The sequence below is a fragment of the Klebsiella spallanzanii genome (assembly GCF_902158555.1).
Lineage (GTDB): Bacteria > Pseudomonadota > Gammaproteobacteria > Enterobacterales > Enterobacteriaceae > Klebsiella > Klebsiella spallanzanii.
The window spans coordinates 347352-364464 of sequence record NZ_CABGGS010000034.1; the positions used below are offsets into that span (position 1 = coordinate 347352).

Genomic DNA, 17113 nt, shown 5'->3' on the forward strand with positions numbered 1-17113 from the left:
AGAATACAGGGAGCAGATGATGGCCTGAAATAATCGTCTATTGACAGGCCATTAGTATTATTTATTTGGTGAATGAATTAGATCTCAATTATTGAATGAAACTTAAACCAGCGTCATTTATTAATGGATATTGTCGTCTAATCCATTAATATCAGGTGATTAGATCATCATTCATTTTCTGCCGGGATTACGACAGACCCCAGAGACAGGACGTCATCAATGAAAAATAATAAATGGTTCACGCGTTTGCGCAACACGCCTATACCGGAACACAAATTCCGTCCGGCGAAGTGGCTTGCGTTTCTTGCTTTCCTTCTGCTCCTGGCGCAGCTGGCGGTTGAATCGTTGCTGCTGTCGGAATAAACGTTGCTATATCAGGCGTTACCGGGCCTCAGCGCAGGCATTCCCTAGCGTAAAGTAACGTTGATTGGCGACAACGAACTTTCTGTTTTTCCCGCTTAAGGCAGCATCGCGATAGCTTTCGCCAGGCAGCATATAGAACTGTGTGGAATGTTCATCATTTCCCGCGCACCCCTGATGAATGATCACGCGGAAAAACGTATTTCCGCTATTGCGAAGTATCCCCTTTTGCTCATCAAGCTGCCATTCAAGCCGCTGCTGGCGAGGCCTGACCACCAGAATGGTGCTCATTGCCACCACCGGCAGCACATCCATTTTTTGCGGCGAATCCCTGAACGGCAATAACGTCACCGGCGTCTCTTTAAACACCACCCGATAATAGCGCTCCTGGCTATCTTCAGGCCCTCTGTAATAGAGGCGAAAATATTCGCTGCTTCGCGGCGGTAAATTAAAACGCAGCGGAGCATAAAGCAGTTCCCCCTGACCAGGCAGAACCGGTTCATCTCCCGCGCCGGGTTTAGCGATTTTCCACGCGGAGATCGTGTACATATTGTTACGCGGCGTGTCGTTATACAGCGGCTGTGAGATAAAGGCCTGGTCAGAGGACATCTCATAAATGACGGCGTTAAAAAATGCGCCCGATACAGCCAGAGGCGCGGCGGCCGCCAGCATGACGGGCGCTTGCATTCGCATAACCATCAGTCAACACCCAGCCATTTAGCGGTGACTTTTACCTCACCGCTGGCGCTGACCGTTCCCACCCAGTCGTTGCCATCCAGCGTGCGCCTTGAACGCGGATCGTCCATCGGAAACAGCAGCTTCAGGCGGGTAGAAAAATAGTAGCCGTCATCGATCGCCGCATTCCACGGCGTCTGCGTCCAGCGCGCCTCGGTCATGTCGATCTCAGCATCAATGCAGCTATTACGAGCGCTGACCGTGTCTCCGGTAGAGGCTGTATATGAAAGCAGCGCTGGAATCGGCACCTGCCAGCCGCCCTCTGGCGAAGTGAACAGGCAATACGATACCCCATCAATAGAGGTGCCTTCTCCCGTCACCTGAGCCGTGACCGAGTCCGCCATACGAACAGAAGATACCGTCACCTGATATTCAAACTCAATTGGCGTCGGGTCGCCGATATTGCCCGACTCTTTTGGCGCAGAATTTCCGTCAGTCGAAAGAATACTGATGCCGTACTCCTTCGGCAGAATATTGATCATGCTTGACGCCGTGAACTGATAAAACCCGGACTGCGCGGTATTGCTGTTATCAAAATAAAAGGTGAACAGCTCATCATTGTTGGTAATGCTGATTCCGCGCTGAACAAGATTCTGAAAAAAGGTTTTCGACAGGAACACATAAACGTACTGGCCCTCAGTGGTAAACACATTGGAATACGTCGTCGAGGCGCTCCAGTTGTACCAGGTTGAGCCATTGCCGCTGTATTTAATCGTTCTGGCTGCCGGACTAAAGCCCAGCGTCGCGGTATCGACCACCATCTTAAATGATAATGAGGACGTCACGCGTTTGGTTTCCCGATAGTTATACGACACCATTTTGCAGGTCAATCCGCTTTCACCTGCAACAATACTCACCTCACAATGTTCGCTGCCCACGTTCACGCTGGGCGTCCCGTCGCTGGCAATCCAGATCTCTGCCATTGAGCCGGTACTATTGAGCGTTAAATGCCCGACTTTGGTCGCATTAATAGTGTAATACCGCCACGTCGCTCCTGAGGCGAGATCCCGGCAGCGCTGGCCTGACGCCGCGTCATAATCCGTTTTGGTATAACAAAGATTCAACACGAAAGCGTCGGTCTCTCCCGGCTGACGATTACGCAGATATTCATACATAGAAGGCGAAAACGTGGCGTAGCCGGTCCCTCCGTTGACCAACGTATTACCGGCCATCGTATGGTAAAAACCTTCACTATCAATCACCTCACCGGAAAGATACCCTTGTGCCGGACAATTCGCCCCGGTAGACATGCAGCGAATACCAACAAACGGCGAGTTTACCGGGGAGTCGGATAGCCACATATCATAGTAATAGGAACGATAACTCCAGCTGACGAACCCCATATAGCCCAGGCTTGTTTGGTTAGTGGAGTAGCGGGTCCAGACGTTCGCACCGGAAAAGCGCGGATCCAGCGTACCGGGCGTCACAAAGTATTCGTTATCAATATGGTTTTCGATAAACAGATAATCTTTATTTCCTGAGCCGCTATTGCTGGCGGTCACCGCCCCACCCTGAAACGACGTTAAGGTCAGGAAAGTGCCCAACGCCAGGCCGATAAATGATTTACAGAGTCCCACGTTGTCTCTCCCCTTGCGACGCCATACGCATTTGCGACTCGCACTGCAAATCGCCCATCCACACCGCACCGCGCGCTTCATGTAAATTCAGCTCCAGCTCGCACCGCTGTCCGTTTTTCTCCACCAGAGTGATGGTCGGGTAGCGTTTGTCTACATCCATAGCGAATTCTCCCTGTTCATCGGTGCGCCCTTTACCGATGTGGTTGTGAATATCGAGGTGCGCGGCGACGGTGCCGTTATCGCGCCGAATGCGGCCAAACACCGTGACCAGCTGTTTTATTTCCGGACGTATAACTTCGACATTGCCGGGGTACAGTACTGACTGATGGCTTCTGCCGCTGACAATATCCACGCTATCGGCGCTGCGTTTGTCATTCATTAACTCCACGCTGTAGCGACCGTATGCAGGCAGTGGGATAAAGTTTTTCTTACCGCTGAGCGGGTAATGCTGGCCGTTTATTTTGGCGGTCATGGTGGCGTTGTCGCTGAAATCGGTATGGATCAATACGCCTGAGGCATAGCTCCCTTTTGCCGGAACCACGTCTCGCCCGGTCCAGGCGACGCTGCCCAGGGTACTGAAATTGACGTTGGTGCTGTTATCCGAGGCGTGGGTGGCGGAGAGCGTTCCGCTGCTGTATTTACTGTCATAACTGACAAAACCGTTGATCGCGCGCTTATCGCTACGGTAGCTTTCGCTCTCTTTGCTCTTCACCCGCTGAGAAGCTGAAAGACCGGCCTGGGTAATCGTGCTGTCCGCAAAGCGCTTTCTGAGCGCCATATTCGCCAGCATATTGCCGTTTTCGCTGGATAGACCCGCGCTGAACCACGCCGCCAGCGGCAGCGAGAAGTCAAGATTGACGTATTTATCCCGTGTGGTGTCCTGATCGCGCTGATAGTGATAGTTCTGCACCCCGGTTCTCAGGGTTACGGTGCCGTAGCGCCCGGAGGCCAGAGTCTGCGAGTAGTCGAGGTTGTTATAGCGCGTTTTATTGGTGTAGTTTTCCGTTCGGCTGAAGGTCAGAGAGCCGAGATAAGGCGTCAGCGACTGCAAAGGCAGCGTCGCGCCATAAGTAAAGTAGTCCCCTTTACGCAGCGGTAAGTGGTTGCCGATATGGGTAAACTCTCTGGAGCCCCAAAGTGAACCGTACCCGGCTGGCAGGCTCAGGTTGAGGGTGGTGATGCTTTTTCGACTGCCGTCATTAGCCAGCAAGACCTGCTGATTGGCCCGCAGAAGTTCGTTAAACATCACATCGATTTCACTTTCATTCACGGCGTTACTGTCGAAACCATATAGCGTCGATTTGAACGATGTCCCGGCAAGCCACGGCAGCGTGACCGCCGCCGCGCCGCCGCTCAGCCAGGTCTCCTGCTTACCCTCGCGCACGGCATTTTGCGGACGATAGTCGGTTTTATGGTATTCCAGCAGCCCGCCAAACACCTGCCACGACCACCGTTCCGTGACGCTCGAACCACGTGCATAGGTTTTATTGATCTGTTCGCTGCGGCTGCTGGCCACTTTACCGTTAATAATGACCTGTACCTCAACGTTATAAATCCCGAACGGCAGCGTCGCGGTATTCACTTCATAACTGCCCATCGCGAAGTTCTGGATGCTCAATAATTTTCCGTCGCGCAGAATATGCACTTCACCCGCAGCCGGTAAAAAGACGGTGATCGGCGTCAGGGACAAAGTGGTATCTTCCAGACGTGAGTTGCTTTTATTGCCATAGCTGACGCCGTAGATACGGCTGGAATTAAGCGCGTTCATACTGGCGATGGATTGCAGATTCCAGGTATCCACCATCCCCAGCGCCAGGCGATTACCGTCCATATCGCGTTCATACATTGCCCGGTAGAGATTGCCGCTGCTGTTGGCCGAGCCGATGCCATAGAAAGATCCGTTCAGATTTAAATGGTGCTCGCGCAGCGCCGAAGTGTTGTCCAGGGTCAGATAGCTGCTGGTGCCGTCATAACCGTTATAGCGATGATGATAGGTGCCAAAGGTGTAGTTAAGTACGTTCGATGGCGCGCTGGCGGTAGAATCTCCCAGCGAACTATGTCTCGCGAGAGTGGTCGCTGCCAGCGCGCTGCGGTCTACGGTCATTTCGAGATAAAACGCCCTGACGTCAAAGGTTATCTGCGCCGCATCAGAGAGGCGCAACGTCATATCGGAGGAGAATTGTTGGTCCTGTAGATCATTGACAATCTCTTCTACCGGCGCAGAAAGCGAGAGATTATCCGCCGTGGAAACCAGGGTCAGTTCGCGGATTGTCAGCGTGCCGTTTTCGGTGGCGATCAGCGCATCGGCGATTTTTTGCCTGCTACGCGTCGGCAGTTCCGTCTGTTTATAGCGGATAAACACCGGCACCCGCATGCCCTGCTTGAGCGCATCGGCAAAAACGGGGGGAATAATATAGTCCCCCACCCGAAGCAGCTTTGTTTTTTCTGTTTCAGCGATATCGCGTGCTGAGGCATCAACCGTGCAGACCAGGCATAGTCCCGACAGCAGCATTCCTTTTCTGAATAACCATCCTGACATCTGTAATTCTCTATTTGACGTGAATGTATTTACCTTCGTGCCAGATGCCGATTCGCGTCTGTTTATCCGCCACCTGCGTTTGTTTTATTTTTGCGCTCAGTCCAGGCATGACGTAATAACGCTCACGGCAGCCTTCACCTTTATTTTTTGCAGGGTCAGCACATGGGCCATAGGAAATAACCCGGAAGGTGACATTACCGGTATTGGTCACCGTATCGCCGCGGTGTTGGTAATTAAATTTTGCCTTGCGCGGCGCCACGACCAGAATGGTGTTAATTTGCGCCGACGTGGTCGCCAAACCGTGACGTGAATTGCTGCTGGCCTGATGATCGCTCACCGGCTCATCCAGCCATGACAGCCGGTAATAACGTTCCTTATCATCTTTCGGGCCATGATAAATAAAACGGAAATGCTCTCTGGCGCCTGCGGGTAGAATCATATTTGCCGGAGTTGAGAGCAGCTCTCCGCTCTGCTCCATCGGGATGATTTTTCCGCCGGACATCGGCGTAGATATCCGATGCGCGCTGACGCTGACGAACCGCGCTGAATCGCTGGCATTGTCGATCTCTTTAGCCAGCATCTGGTCATCGGCAAACATTATCGAGGTCACTTCTCCAACGCCAATAGCCGATGCGCTGCCGCTGATAAACAGCGTAAGAAATAAAAGGTTATCTGATTTTTTCATTATTAATATAAAGGAGGGTTGCCCCTCCTTTTATGCAGGTTAGGATTTAACTATGAGGAAATTACAGCGTCCACTCGGCGGTAAACTGTACTTTAACGTCACCGTTCCAGTAGCCATCGGCCAGGGAAGCGAAAGGTGTCGCAGTCAAGCCATCGGAAGTTGCTGAATCGATGGTAAACAGGAAAGCGCTCTGGGTGCTGGTACGGTCAGCATTGTTGTCATAACCTGCAGCCAGGGATTCCAGGCCGGAAGAGGTATTGATGACCTTGTTACTAATATCAATCATGGTTACCGGAGCGGTTTTAGACAGTTTCTCACCGTTCCATGCTACGCCAACTTCCAGCGTCGAACCATCAGCTGCGCGATTCAGAGTATTTGTCACCAGTTGAGAGGTTAAAACAAAGTCAGAAGCGTTCTCCTGGCCCTGAATAGTGATATCAAACGCACCGTCCTGAGAATTAAACGCCTTCAGACCTTCGGCATATTCAAAAGAAACAGAGCGCAGCGGCGTAACGACCAGCAGGCTGGTGGTATCTTTTGTTGCAGAAGCATCCCAGCTTGCCGTTGCGGAAGCTTCTACATCCGCTGCCATTGCGCCGGAGCAAAAGAGAATAGAGGTAGCGCATGCTGCCAAAAGAGACTTTTTCATTGTATATCCTTAATAAACATTTCCAGATGTATTGCTTTGGCGTTGCCGCCCACAGAGATATTCTGCCCGGAGAGCAAAATAATATTAATTAATGATTATCAATAAGATACATTAGGCCATAAGGCAGATGACAAATGCCGAGCTAAATGTATATTCAAATATGAATGCGGCAGAGTATAAATTTACACGCACTCGCTGTCTATTGCATACCCCCTTAAGAAAAATCATGTTGAAATCCCCCTGCAAAAATACACATTCGCGCCCTGTCAATCCTGAAAGTAATTTCATTAAGAATTTTCTTGCCGGTCTGAAAAAATGGATTTATTTCAACAGAACAAAAAACCTCATAACCTGAAAGATGCAGGCTATAGCGATGAATCCAAACATCAGTTTGGCATAAAAAAACACAGAAATAGCCGAATAGTGAATCAGGTTAACATTACCCTAAGAAAATATGCGTCTTGAATGTTTACTTCTGAAAAGCCCGGACATAAGGTTAGCGTGACAAGATCAGAATCGACTAAAATTAACAAAATCAATTAAGATTAAGCTCAATTTAAATTTGTGATGCGCATCTCATTTTGCCAATAATGACTGGACAGAAAGAACTCGGACATGCTAGTAATTTAGGCAAGCAGGAGAATGGATTTAAATTAAACAGCATTTAAACCCCTTCTCAAAAGGCTGAAAAATTGCATTGATAATGGTTTGGGTTTCTGAACGATTATCAAAAGGGTAAGTGAATCGAAAGCCCTCAGAGACGAAAGTCTCTGAGGGCTTTTTTTGTTTTTTTCTATCTCAGGAGTAAAAAAATGTCTAAAGAACGTCGTCTCTCTCGCATTTTCGCAAAAGATGGTAAATCGGTCACGCTGGCGCTGGATGGCTACTATTTTTCAACCAAAACAAATGGTATTGATAATACAATAAACCAGCTCCCCGCTCTGGTCGAAAGCGGCCTGGACTGCGCGCTGGTGACTTATGGCATGTTGAAAAATTTCCGCGAAGTTTTCAATAGCGTTCCTGTTGTATTACGCGTCGATAGCACAGTGAGTATTTTTGATAATACCGTTCCTGATACAACCCCTGTTTTTTCCATCGAAGATGCGCTGAAAGTTGGTGCTGAAGGCGTGGTTTGTATGACCTTCCCCGGCGCGTTTAATGAAGAAAAAACGCACATCATGGCGATGCAGTTGGCACAGGCAGCCGATCGCTGGAATGTACCGCTGATCGTTGAATCTCTGCCGTACGGCTACCCCGTCACCAGCGATGACTCCAATAACCCGGCCATTATCGCCGCGTCGGCCCGTATCGCCGTTGAGCTGGGCGCCGACGTTATCAAAACCCGTTTTACCGGTACCGAAGATGACCGGCTCATCGTCGAAGCGGCAGGCGTGCCGGTTCTTGCGCTGGGCGGGCCGAAAACCGGCATCGACGGTTATTTTAAATTTGTTCAGCACTGTATGCAGGTTGGTGCAAAAGGAGTGGCTGTGGGCCGCAATATTACCCAGGACCCACAGCCCGCAAAAGTAGTAGCAGGTCTGAATGCCATCATCCATGAAAATGCCACAGCGGAAGATGCCTACAGCCTCTACATGGCTAAATAACATCGGATATTAATATGTTCTTAAATAACACCATCATTCCTTCAGTTAGAAAATATAAACATTTTGAACAGGCATTATCTTGTTCGTCAGAATATGTACTGTTATCCGAAGCCAATATCGGTAATTTGCAGTCGTTGATTGGCAAATGTCATCAGAGCGGCAAAAAAGTGCTTATTCACCTGGAGCTATTAGGTGGTTTTAAACCTGACCAGGCCGGGATCGGCCTGCTAAAAAGTTACTACAAGGTTGATGGTGTTATTTCATCCAATCTCTCGGCCCTACGCTATGCCAAAAAAGAGGGATTGTTAACTATCTTTCGGGTACTGCTTATCGACTCACGTTCGCTGGATCAATCCATCGACATTGTTAAGCATAACCCGCCGGATGCCATTGAAATCTTACCTGCTGAATATGCCTGCCAGTGTCTGGAATTGATTAGCCGGAATTTAAAGGGCTTTGAAGTGATATTCATCGCCGGAGGCTTTGTTAAGCGGAAATACCTTGTAGATAAAATATTCCATGCCGGATTTAAAGGCATTACCACCAGCGAACCCGGATTATGGTAACTAATAAGGAGTCCACGCGAATGAAAGAACAATATGTAATGGGCATTGATAATGGCGGAACCGTCACTAAAGCGGCGATTTATGACCGCGGCGGCAACGTAGTGGCCATTGCGTCGAAATCAACGCAAATGCTGACGCCAAAAGAATTTCATACCGAGCGCGATATTAACGAACTGTGGGCAGCAAACGTTGAAGTGATTAAAAAAGCCATTGAGAAATCGGCTATCGACGCCAGTCAGATCAAGGGTATAGCTGTGACCGGCCACGGCAACGGACTATATATGGTTGATGAAACAGGCGCTCCGGTGCGTGACGGGATTATCTCCACCGATAGCCGGGCAAAAGCTTACGTTGAAAAATGGTACCGCGAGCCAACGTTTCTCAGCGAAATTTTACCTAAAACCATGCAGTCTATCTGGGCCGGACAGCCCGTTGCCCTCCTCGCCTGGCTAAAAGACCACGAGCCTGAAACGCTGGACAAAGCGCGCTACATTTTTATGGTCAAAGATCTGATTCGTTTTTACCTGACCGGTGAAGCCTTCCTCGAACTCACCGATATCTCTGGAACTAACCTGATTAACGTCCGCGACCGGGACTACGACTCGTCGCTGCTGGCCTGGTGGGGTCTTGGCGAACTACGCGACAAACTTCCGCCGATTAAGCGTTCCACCGATTGCTGCGGCTATATTACCGACGAGGTGGCCCGGTTAACTGGGTTATGCGCGGGAACGCCGGTCTCCGGCGGGGTCTTTGATATCTCCGCCTCCTCCGTCGCCTCGGGCATTAATACCCTGGATAAGCTAGCCATCATCACCGGTACCTGGAGTATCAACGAATACGTGACTGACCATCCGGTTATCGACAAAGACTTGTTTATGACCTCTATCTACCCTATTGAGGGCAAATGGTTAATCACCGAGGCTAGCCCGACTTCCGCCAGTAATCTGGAATGGTTTATCAATAACTTTATGGAAGGCGATCGCACCGCCGCCTCGGCGCAGGGATCGTCGGTCTACGATCTGTGCAATGAGCTGGTTTCTACGACAACGCCCGATGAGAGCCATCTGCTGTTTTTCCCGTTCGTATTTGGCTCCAATACCATCCCGGATGCCTCAGCCGGTTTTATCGGCCTCAATAGTTTTCATAAAAAAGCGCATTTTCTGCGCGCAATCTACGAAGGCGTCGCGTTCAGCCACCTTTATCACACCGAACGGTTACGCAACATCAACCCGGACTTGAGCCGCACGATCCGTATTGCGGGCGGCGTCACCAACTCACCGGTCTGGCTACAGGTGTTTGCCGATATTTTCCAGTCCACTCTGGAAATTGTTGACGTTAAAGAGCACGGCACGCTGGGAACCGCGATGACCGCAGCGGTCATGATTGGCTGGTTTGATGATGTCTTCGCCGCCTCAAACGAAATGGTCCACGTTTCGCGAACCGTCACCCCGAATCCGGACAACAACAAGGTCTATCAGGATAAATATCAGCTCTACAAAAACCTGTTATCGGAAATGCAGTCTCCGTGGAAAAGCTGCAGCAACTACATCACGCATTGAGTGAGGAAAGTATGGATCTGAATTTACACAACCGCACCGCTATCGTCACCGGCGGCGCAACGGGTCTGGGCAAAGAGTTTGTCCTTTCACTGGCCAAAGAAGGGGTCAATATCTGCTTCACGTATATGCGTGATGAAGAGCGCCCGGAGCTGCTGGTCGAAACGGTGAAAAGTACCACCAACGTCGAGATTATAGCGGTTAAAACCGATCTTTCCGCTGAGCAAAGCCGGGAAAACCTGTTCGCGACCTGCATCGACCGGTTAGGAAATGTCGATATTCTGGTGAACAACGCCGGCATCTGGCTGAGCGGCTACGTTAGCGAAATTACGCCGCAGGATTGGGATATGGTGATGAACGTGAATCTGAAGGCGGTCTTCCACTTAAGCCAGCTGTTTGTTAACCACTGTCTGGCTAAAGAACAGGCGGGCAGCATTCTGAACATCACTTCGCAGGCGGCCTTCCACGGCTCAACCACCGGTCATGCCCACTATGCGGCCAGTAAAGCGGGTCTGGTGGCATTTTCTATCTCGCTGGCGCGTGAAGTGGCCAAACAGAAAATCAATGTCAATAACATCGCCGTCGGCATTATGGATACCGCGATGATCCGTAAAAACATTGAACAGAATCCTGACTATTACGTCAGCCGAATTCCGGTAGGCCGGGTGGCCCAGCCGCAAGAAATTGCCGACATCGGGGTCTTCATGGTTTCTCCTAAAACCAGCTATATGACGGGAGCGACTCTGGATGTCACCGGCGGTATGTTGATGCGTTAATTTATGGAGAATCATTATGAAATGTCTGGCAATTGCCGATCTTTTTATCAATGCAGCGATGATGGACGCAGGCCTGAAGGCGCTCAGAGATAAAGGTATAGCAGTGGAAGTACGCGAATGGTCGCACGAGTCGATTGAGAAGCTGCAGGAGGATAATTTACAGGTTGAACAACAGGGCGCTGAAGCGGTGGCATTACCTGCCGCCCTGCTTGAGGGGGCGGAGGACGTTGAGATCCTGATAACCCAGTTTGCCCCAGTTAACACGGCGGTCTTTGACAAATTGCCAAAGCTAAAGTACGTGGGCGTGCTGCGTGGCGGAATTGAAAACGTCAACCAAACGGTGGCAAAAGCGCGCGGTATTGAGGTGATGAACACGCCGGGCCGCAACGCCCGCAGCGTGGCGGAATTTACCGTCGGGATGATCCTGGCGGAAATGCGCAACATCGCTCGCTCGCATGATGCGCTGCGCGATAAGTTCTGGCGCAAAGACAGCCCTAATCACCAGGCCATTCCTGAGCTAGGCGGTAAAGTGGTCGGTCTGGTCGGGCTGGGGCACATCGCCCAACTGGTCGCTGGTTTTCTGCGCGGTTTTGGCAGCGAGATTATCTTTTACGATAAATACGTTTCCGGACACGATAGCTATGAGAAGGTGGATTCGCTGGATGAACTGGTCCAGCGAGCGGATGTCGTTTCCCTTCATGCCCGCATGACGGCGGAAACCGAAAACCTGATCAACGCCCATCATTTTGCCTTAATGAAGGAGAGCGCCATTATCGTTAACACTGCCCGCTCCGGTTTAATTAATGAAGGCGACCTGATTGCCGCGCTACAAGAAGGGAAAATCATGGGCGCGGCTCTCGACACCTTTGATGATGAGCCGCTGCCGGACGATAGCGCATTTTACACGCTGAATAACGTCACGATAACGCCGCATATTGCCGGTAGCACGATTGACGCGTTCAGCAATTCGCCAAAGTTATTTTCTGAGATCTTATTAAAGAAACTCGGCTAATTTTTAAAAGAACCAGTTAAGGTTTTTATACGGCCCATTGGGCACGGGTTCGCTCGCGCCCAATTCGCCCTCCTGTTTAAGGAATCATTATGGATATTATCAACAGCATTATTAGTCTGGGGGCATCAGTAATGATGCCAGTAATATTCTTTATTATCGCACTTTGCTTTGGGGTAAAAATCGGCACCGCATTTAAAGCCGGGATGTTAGTGGGCATCGGTTTTGAAGGGGTTGGTCTGGTGATTGGTCTGCTTTTAACCAACCTCGGCCCGGCATCACAGGCCATGGTCGAGCGTATTGGGCTGCACCTGACGGTCGTCGACACCGGCTGGCCAACCGCCTCGACTATCGGCTGGGGTTCGCCGCTGATGCTACCGGTGGTAGTAGGTTTTATCGTTATCAATATCGCTATGCTGCTGCTGAAGTTAACCAAAACGGTGAATATCGATATCTTCAACTACTGGATTTTCCTGATTATGGGATCGGTAGTATATGCCGGAACCGGCAACTACTGGCTCTCCGTCGGTATTACTTTCGGTATATTTGTCTTAACCCTACTGGCGGCAGATTTAACAGCCCCCTATTTGCAAAAAAATTATAACCTTAAAGGGATTTCGTTTCCCCATCTTACCTGTATAACCTACGTACCGTTTGGTATTGCCTGTAACTACATTATTGATAAGATCCCGCTGATCAATAAAATTAATTTCGACCCGGAAAGCATTAATAAGAAATTTGGCGTCTTTGGCGAACCGCTGACGCTGGGCTTCGTGCTGGGGCTGCTGCTGGCCTTCCTTGCCGGGTACGATGTTTCGGCTGCAGTATCGCTGGCGATTAAGGTTTCCGCCGCCATGCTGCTGCTGCCGAAAATGATCGAAATTTTAGTTCAGGGCTTACTGATCGTTCGCGATGCTGCCGAAGCCAAACTGAAGGCGAAATTCCCTAACCGTGATTTCTATATCGGCATGGATACCGCGTTGCTTATCGGCGAGCCTTCGGTGCTGGCGACCGGGCTGCTGCTGATCCCAATGGCGGTAGTGCTGTCAATTATCCTGCCGGGCAACCGCGTGCTGCCGTTTGTTGATTTGGCCTCGCTGATGTTCCTGCTGGCAATGGTCACCCCGTTCTGCAAACGCAATATGTTCCGCATGTTCGTGACAGGAACTCTGGTTATAACCTGCATTTTATACGTCGGGACGGATATTTCGCAGGAATACACTCAGGCCGCGGTCAATTCCAATATTCCGGTACCGGAAGGGATGTCCGAAATCACCAATATTGTCGGAGGAGCAACCACCCCGGTTGGCTGGCTGGCGGTGAAATTCGGTGAGTTTTTCAGCACTGCGCCTTAAATTTCCCTTCTCTCCCTGCCCGGCGCTGGAAACGGCGTCGGGTTTTTTATCACCCTGCTGCCAGCAAAAAAAAATGCCTGCCAGGAGGGTTATCTGGCAGGCATCGCACGATAAAACGCTTTACTTAGAACTGATAGGTCAGACCCACAGCAACGATGTTGTCGGTGCTGATGCTGGCATCTTTGGTGAACGTATTGTCATCCAGCAGGTTGATTTTATAATCCACATAAGTAGACATATTTTTATTGAAGTAGTATGTCGCGCCTACATCAATATATTCAACCAGATCCTGGTCGCCGTAGCGGCCCAAATCTTTACCTTTTGATTTCAGGTAGGCGATGGACGGACGCAGGCCGAAATCGAACTGATACTGGGCAACCACTTCAAAGTTTTGCGCCATGTTCGCAATGTTGCCATCCCCGAACTTGGTCATATTGCGGGTTTCAGCATAGGTCGTCGCCAGGTAGATGTTATTGGCGTCATACTTCAGACCGGCAGCCCAGACTTCCGCTTTTTCGCCACGAGCATAGGCGTTCGGGAAATCACGACCGGCTTTAACCTGAGCATCGGTACGATCGGAAGCCGCATAAGCCGCACCTACGCCAAATCCTTCGTACTCATAGGTAGAAGCCAGACCCCAGCCATCACCATGCTGTTTAGCCAGAGAACGATCGCCCTCTTCCTTACCCTGGTACTGAACGGCAATGTTCAGGCCGTCAACCAAACCGAAGAATCCGTTGTTACGGTAAGTAGCAACACCGGTAGTACGACCGGTCGCATAGACATCGGTCTGCGTCCAGGTATCACCACCGAACTCTGGCAGCATATCGGTCCATGCGCCGATATCATAGGCGACGCCGTAGTTACGGCCATAATCCAAAGAACCATACTCGCCAAACTTCAGGCCCGCGAATGCGAGACGCGTTTTGTCGCCGGAATTGTCGCCTTCAACGTTATTCGCGCTGAATTCATATTCCCACTGGCCGTAGCCGGTCAGGCGATCGGTGATTTGCGTTTCACCTTTAAAGCCCAGACGCGCGTAGGTATGGTCGCCATCTTCACCTTTATCGCTGGAGAAATAATGCAGGCCGGTCACTTTCCCATAGAGGTCGAGTTTGTTTCCGTCCTTGTTATACACTTCTGCTGCCTGCACGGTTCCTGCAGCAAGAAGTGTAGAGACGGCCACTGTTAGTAATTTTAATTTCATATTATTTCGTCCCTAACTATTAATAGAATATCAAATCTCAGAAACGTTCTGAGCGGATCCATTATGCGATAATTCGCAAGCTGACTTAAAATTAAAAGTTCCTGCTTTTTACATTAAATACTATAACTGTGACAACAGCAGTGGTTGTTAATTGATGCATGTCAATTAATCGCTCCACCAAAATCACTTTGTTCTGAATCAAAACCCTTACAACCCGTGAAAACAGGATGTTCAGCCAAAATATAAAATTTATCATAAGGAAATTCTAATGATAAGAATAGTTAATCATTTTAATATGTTAAATCATAATAAAATCAATAGTTTAAAAAAGTAAAATCACCAGGAAAATTCTTATACATAAACAGATTAATTAGCCAGATCGGCTTTACAAAGGTATATTCAGAGCTTTCCATGCTAAGGGTGTTTTGTCCTGATTTATTGAATCCGTTTTATTGATGTTTTTTTACAAAACTCAAAAACATTATACCACCGCTGTTTAATGTTTGTTTAGTATTTCTGTGAAAGGGACGTTAGCGATAGTATTTTTAAGGGATGATTTGAGTAATGAATAAATTTAGTCCTGGAAATTGCCCGAGAGATTATCTTAATCAGAATATGATGGGGCCGAATGTACTGAGGCTGGTTGAAGAGCTTAGCCGTTCCCTGGAACTTTGGCCTGGCATGCGCATTCTCGACCTGGGCTGTGGGACCGGGTTGTCATCAATGTATCTGGCGACTGAATTTGGTGTCGAAGTTGTGGCAGCGGATTTGTGGGTTAACGCCGATGATAATGCCCGCCGCTTTGCGTCCGCAGGCATGGAAAACAAAATTACTCCCATTAATCTTGATATCACTACCTCTCCGGGACTGGGCATTTTCGCCCGCGACGCTTTTGACGCCGTCGTCAGCATCAATGCCTGGCACTATTTTGGCGCCGATGGCTGTTTTTTCGACCAATGCATCGCTCCGTATATCAAAGATGGCGGCACGGTGGCCGTCATTATTCCGGGGTTGCGTACTCAAAACGCAGAAGCACTCCCCGAAATGCGTTCTCTTATTGATAGCGGCGTGAATCTCCTGACCACCGATCGCTGGCGTTCCGTCTGGTCAAGAAGCCAGCATCTTGCCGTCAAACAATGTCGTCATATGACATCCGGCCGCCAGGCGTGGCTCGAGTGGCAAAAATGCGAAAATGCGTTTGCCGCAGCGGATACCGCCTGGCGAAATGAGGAGACGGGTAAGCAACTGCGTTTTATCGAAATGATCGGTCAGGTTAATAAATAAGTATTTTGCGCAGGCTCGCCATCGGTTGTCCGATGGCGAGGCGTGATTACATCGCCTGTTGATAGAGCGCTTTAATCTCTTCCAGAGAGGCGGTACGTGGGTTGCCGCCTGTGCATACATCGTCCAGAGCCGCCTGCGCTAGCTGAGGAATATCCGCGCGGCTTGCGCCAGCCAGAGTAAGCCCCTGAGGAATACCCACCTCGCAACATAGCTTGCGCACGGCATCTACGGCCAGTTTGCGAGCGTCGGCAAGGCTCACGCTATACGCATTCTCTACCCCCATCGCATGGGCAATATCGCGATATTTCTCCCCGGTATAGTCGGCATTCCATTCCATAATGTGGGGCAGCAAAATGGCATTGGCGACCCCGTGCGGCATGTTATAGAACGCGCCTAACGGGTGCGCCATTCCATGAACCAGGCCCAACCCCACGTTGGAAAAGCCCATCCCGGCAATGTACTGCGCCAGCGCCATCCCCTCGCCACCTTCAGGTCTTCCCACGACGGAAGCGGCAAGGCTGCGGGAGATCAGCGCTATCGCTTTGAGGTGCAGCATATCCGTCATTTCCCAGGCTCCGAGGGTAGTGAACCCTTCAATTGCATGGGTTAGCGCATCAATCCCGGTTGCCGCCTTTAACGCTGGCGGCATGGTGGCCATCATGTCGGGATCAATAATCGAAACCAGCGGAATATCGTGCGGGTCGATACAGACAAATTTCCGCCGCTTTTCTTCATCAGTGATGACATAGTTGATAGTCACTTCCGCAGCGGTACCCGCCGTGGTCGGCACGGCGATAATCGGCACGCTGGGCTTGCGGGTGGCGGCGAATCCTTCCAGACTGCGGACATCGGCAAATTCCGGGTTATTGATAATTATGCCAATGGCTTTGCAGGTATCCTGGGGCGATCCGCCGCCAATGGCGACCAGATAGTCAGCCGAGGCGCGTTTAAATACCTCAACCCCCTGCTGCACCATGGCAATAGTCGGGTTAGGCAGAACGTCGGCAAAAACGTCAAACTCCAGCCCGGCGTGCGCCAGCAGGGAGGTGACTTTATCCACTGCACCGCACTCCACCAGTACCCGATCCGTCACCACCAGCCCCTTTTTGTATCCTCTGCGTTTGACTTCATCAACGATATGGTTAATCGCCCCGGCGCCAAACCAGGCAGTTTCATTAAGTATCATTCTCCAGGTCATGATTCACTCCTTT

General features: G+C 50.2%; 15 protein-coding genes. 8 read left to right on the forward strand and 7 right to left on the reverse strand.

Translation table 11 applies throughout. The features are described 5' to 3' along the window. Positions 1-219: 219 nt before the first annotated feature. A complete protein-coding gene (locus FN082_RS30005; RefSeq protein ID WP_180349615.1) occupies positions 220-363 on the forward strand; it encodes a hypothetical protein in 144 nt (47 codons plus the stop codon). A gap of 18 nt (positions 364-381) precedes the next feature. Here the strand turns inward: FN082_RS30005 and FN082_RS19620 are convergent, their stop codons facing one another. From FN082_RS19620 to ecpA, 5 genes are all read right to left on the reverse strand, one after another. Continuing rightward, positions 382-1047: a fimbrial biogenesis chaperone gene (locus tag FN082_RS19620; RefSeq protein WP_139539842.1), complete on the reverse strand. Its 666-nt coding sequence runs from the start codon at positions 1045-1047 to the stop codon at positions 382-384. 11 nt (positions 1048-1058) lie between these two features. Next, positions 1059-2672, reverse strand: coding sequence for a fimbrial protein (locus tag FN082_RS19625; RefSeq protein WP_142982196.1), 1614 nt, complete (start codon positions 2670-2672; stop codon positions 1059-1061). Continuing rightward, on the reverse strand, positions 2659-5211 hold the full coding sequence (locus tag FN082_RS19630) for a TcfC E-set like domain-containing protein (protein WP_142982197.1): 2553 nt from the start codon (positions 5209-5211) through the stop codon (positions 2659-2661). Before FN082_RS19630 ends, FN082_RS19625 begins: the two co-directional genes overlap by 14 nt. A 10-nt stretch (positions 5212-5221) precedes the next feature. Then, on the reverse strand, positions 5222-5896 hold the full coding sequence (locus tag FN082_RS19635; RefSeq protein WP_235892136.1) for an EcpB family pilus assembly chaperone: 675 nt from the start codon (positions 5894-5896) through the stop codon (positions 5222-5224). 61 nt (positions 5897-5957) lie between these two features. Beyond that, the gene (gene ecpA / locus FN082_RS19640; RefSeq protein ID WP_142982199.1) at positions 5958-6545 is read right to left on the reverse strand and encodes a common pilus major fimbrillin subunit EcpA; all 588 of its coding nucleotides are present in this window, start codon (positions 6543-6545) and stop codon (positions 5958-5960) included. Positions 6546-7357: 812 nt separating this feature from the next. Between ecpA and FN082_RS19645 the strand changes: the two genes are divergently transcribed. The 6 genes from FN082_RS19645 to FN082_RS19670 all read left to right on the forward strand — a co-directional run bounded on the left by FN082_RS19645 (position 7358) and on the right by FN082_RS19670 (position 13411). Then, positions 7358-8149, forward strand: coding sequence for a class I fructose-bisphosphate aldolase (locus FN082_RS19645; protein WP_139539846.1), 792 nt, complete (start codon positions 7358-7360; stop codon positions 8147-8149). Between the two features lie 14 nt (positions 8150-8163). Further along, positions 8164-8715, forward strand: coding sequence for a glycerol-3-phosphate responsive antiterminator (locus tag FN082_RS19650; RefSeq protein WP_139539847.1), 552 nt, complete (start codon positions 8164-8166; stop codon positions 8713-8715). A 20-nt stretch (positions 8716-8735) separates the two neighbouring features. Then, positions 8736-10274 carry an FGGY-family carbohydrate kinase gene (locus FN082_RS19655; RefSeq protein ID WP_142982200.1) on the forward strand — a complete coding sequence of 513 codons (1539 nt, stop codon included), beginning with the start codon at positions 8736-8738 and terminating at the stop codon, positions 10272-10274. Between the two features lie 11 nt (positions 10275-10285). After that, a complete protein-coding gene (locus tag FN082_RS19660; protein ID WP_139539849.1) occupies positions 10286-11047 on the forward strand; it encodes an SDR family NAD(P)-dependent oxidoreductase in 762 nt (253 codons plus the stop codon). 16 nt (positions 11048-11063) lie between these two features. Continuing rightward, entirely contained in the window at positions 11064-12059 is a 996-nt protein-coding gene (locus FN082_RS19665) for a 2-hydroxyacid dehydrogenase (RefSeq protein ID WP_139539850.1), read from the forward strand. Positions 12060-12148: 89 nt separating this feature from the next. Beyond that, positions 12149-13411, forward strand: coding sequence for a PTS galactitol transporter subunit IIC (locus tag FN082_RS19670; protein ID WP_139539851.1), 1263 nt, complete (start codon positions 12149-12151; stop codon positions 13409-13411). A gap of 124 nt (positions 13412-13535) precedes the next feature. Here FN082_RS19670 and ompC read toward each other — a convergent pair whose 3' ends face one another. After that, positions 13536-14618 (reverse strand): porin OmpC, encoded by a 1083-nt coding sequence (gene ompC / locus FN082_RS19675; RefSeq protein WP_139539852.1) that lies wholly within the window; start codon positions 14616-14618, stop codon positions 13536-13538. Between the two features lie 564 nt (positions 14619-15182). Between ompC and FN082_RS19680 the strand changes: the two genes are divergently transcribed. After that, positions 15183-15902, forward strand: coding sequence for an SAM-dependent methyltransferase (locus FN082_RS19680; protein WP_142982201.1), 720 nt, complete (start codon positions 15183-15185; stop codon positions 15900-15902). A gap of 46 nt (positions 15903-15948) precedes the next feature. Here FN082_RS19680 and fucO read toward each other — a convergent pair whose 3' ends face one another. Further along, positions 15949-17100 (reverse strand): lactaldehyde reductase, encoded by a 1152-nt coding sequence (fucO, locus tag FN082_RS19685; RefSeq protein WP_142982202.1) that lies wholly within the window; start codon positions 17098-17100, stop codon positions 15949-15951. Between the last annotated feature and the right edge of the window lie 13 nt (positions 17101-17113).

Coding starts and splice junctions, on each gene's coding strand:
- FN082_RS19650 (WP_139539847.1), top strand. CDS start 8,164: ATGTTCTTAAATAACACCATCATTCCTTCAGTTAGAAAATATAAACAT.
- FN082_RS19620 (WP_139539842.1), bottom strand. CDS start 1,047: ATGCAAGCGCCCGTCATGCTGGCGGCCGCCGCGCCTCTGGCTGTATCG.
- FN082_RS19670 (WP_139539851.1), top strand. CDS start 12,149: ATGGATATTATCAACAGCATTATTAGTCTGGGGGCATCAGTAATGATG.
- FN082_RS19655 (WP_142982200.1), top strand. CDS start 8,736: ATGAAAGAACAATATGTAATGGGCATTGATAATGGCGGAACCGTCACT.
- FN082_RS19660 (WP_139539849.1), top strand. CDS start 10,286: ATGGATCTGAATTTACACAACCGCACCGCTATCGTCACCGGCGGCGCA.
- FN082_RS30005 (WP_180349615.1), top strand. CDS start 220: ATGAAAAATAATAAATGGTTCACGCGTTTGCGCAACACGCCTATACCG.
- ompC (WP_139539852.1), bottom strand. CDS start 14,618: ATGAAATTAAAATTACTAACAGTGGCCGTCTCTACACTTCTTGCTGCA.
- FN082_RS19680 (WP_142982201.1), top strand. CDS start 15,183: ATGAATAAATTTAGTCCTGGAAATTGCCCGAGAGATTATCTTAATCAG.
- FN082_RS19645 (WP_139539846.1), top strand. CDS start 7,358: ATGTCTAAAGAACGTCGTCTCTCTCGCATTTTCGCAAAAGATGGTAAA.
- FN082_RS19665 (WP_139539850.1), top strand. CDS start 11,064: ATGAAATGTCTGGCAATTGCCGATCTTTTTATCAATGCAGCGATGATG.
- FN082_RS19630 (WP_142982197.1), bottom strand. CDS start 5,211: ATGTCAGGATGGTTATTCAGAAAAGGAATGCTGCTGTCGGGACTATGC.
- ecpA (WP_142982199.1), bottom strand. CDS start 6,545: ATGAAAAAGTCTCTTTTGGCAGCATGCGCTACCTCTATTCTCTTTTGC.
- fucO (WP_142982202.1), bottom strand. CDS start 17,100: ATGACCTGGAGAATGATACTTAATGAAACTGCCTGGTTTGGCGCCGGG.
- FN082_RS19635 (WP_235892136.1), bottom strand. CDS start 5,896: ATGAAAAAATCAGATAACCTTTTATTTCTTACGCTGTTTATCAGCGGC.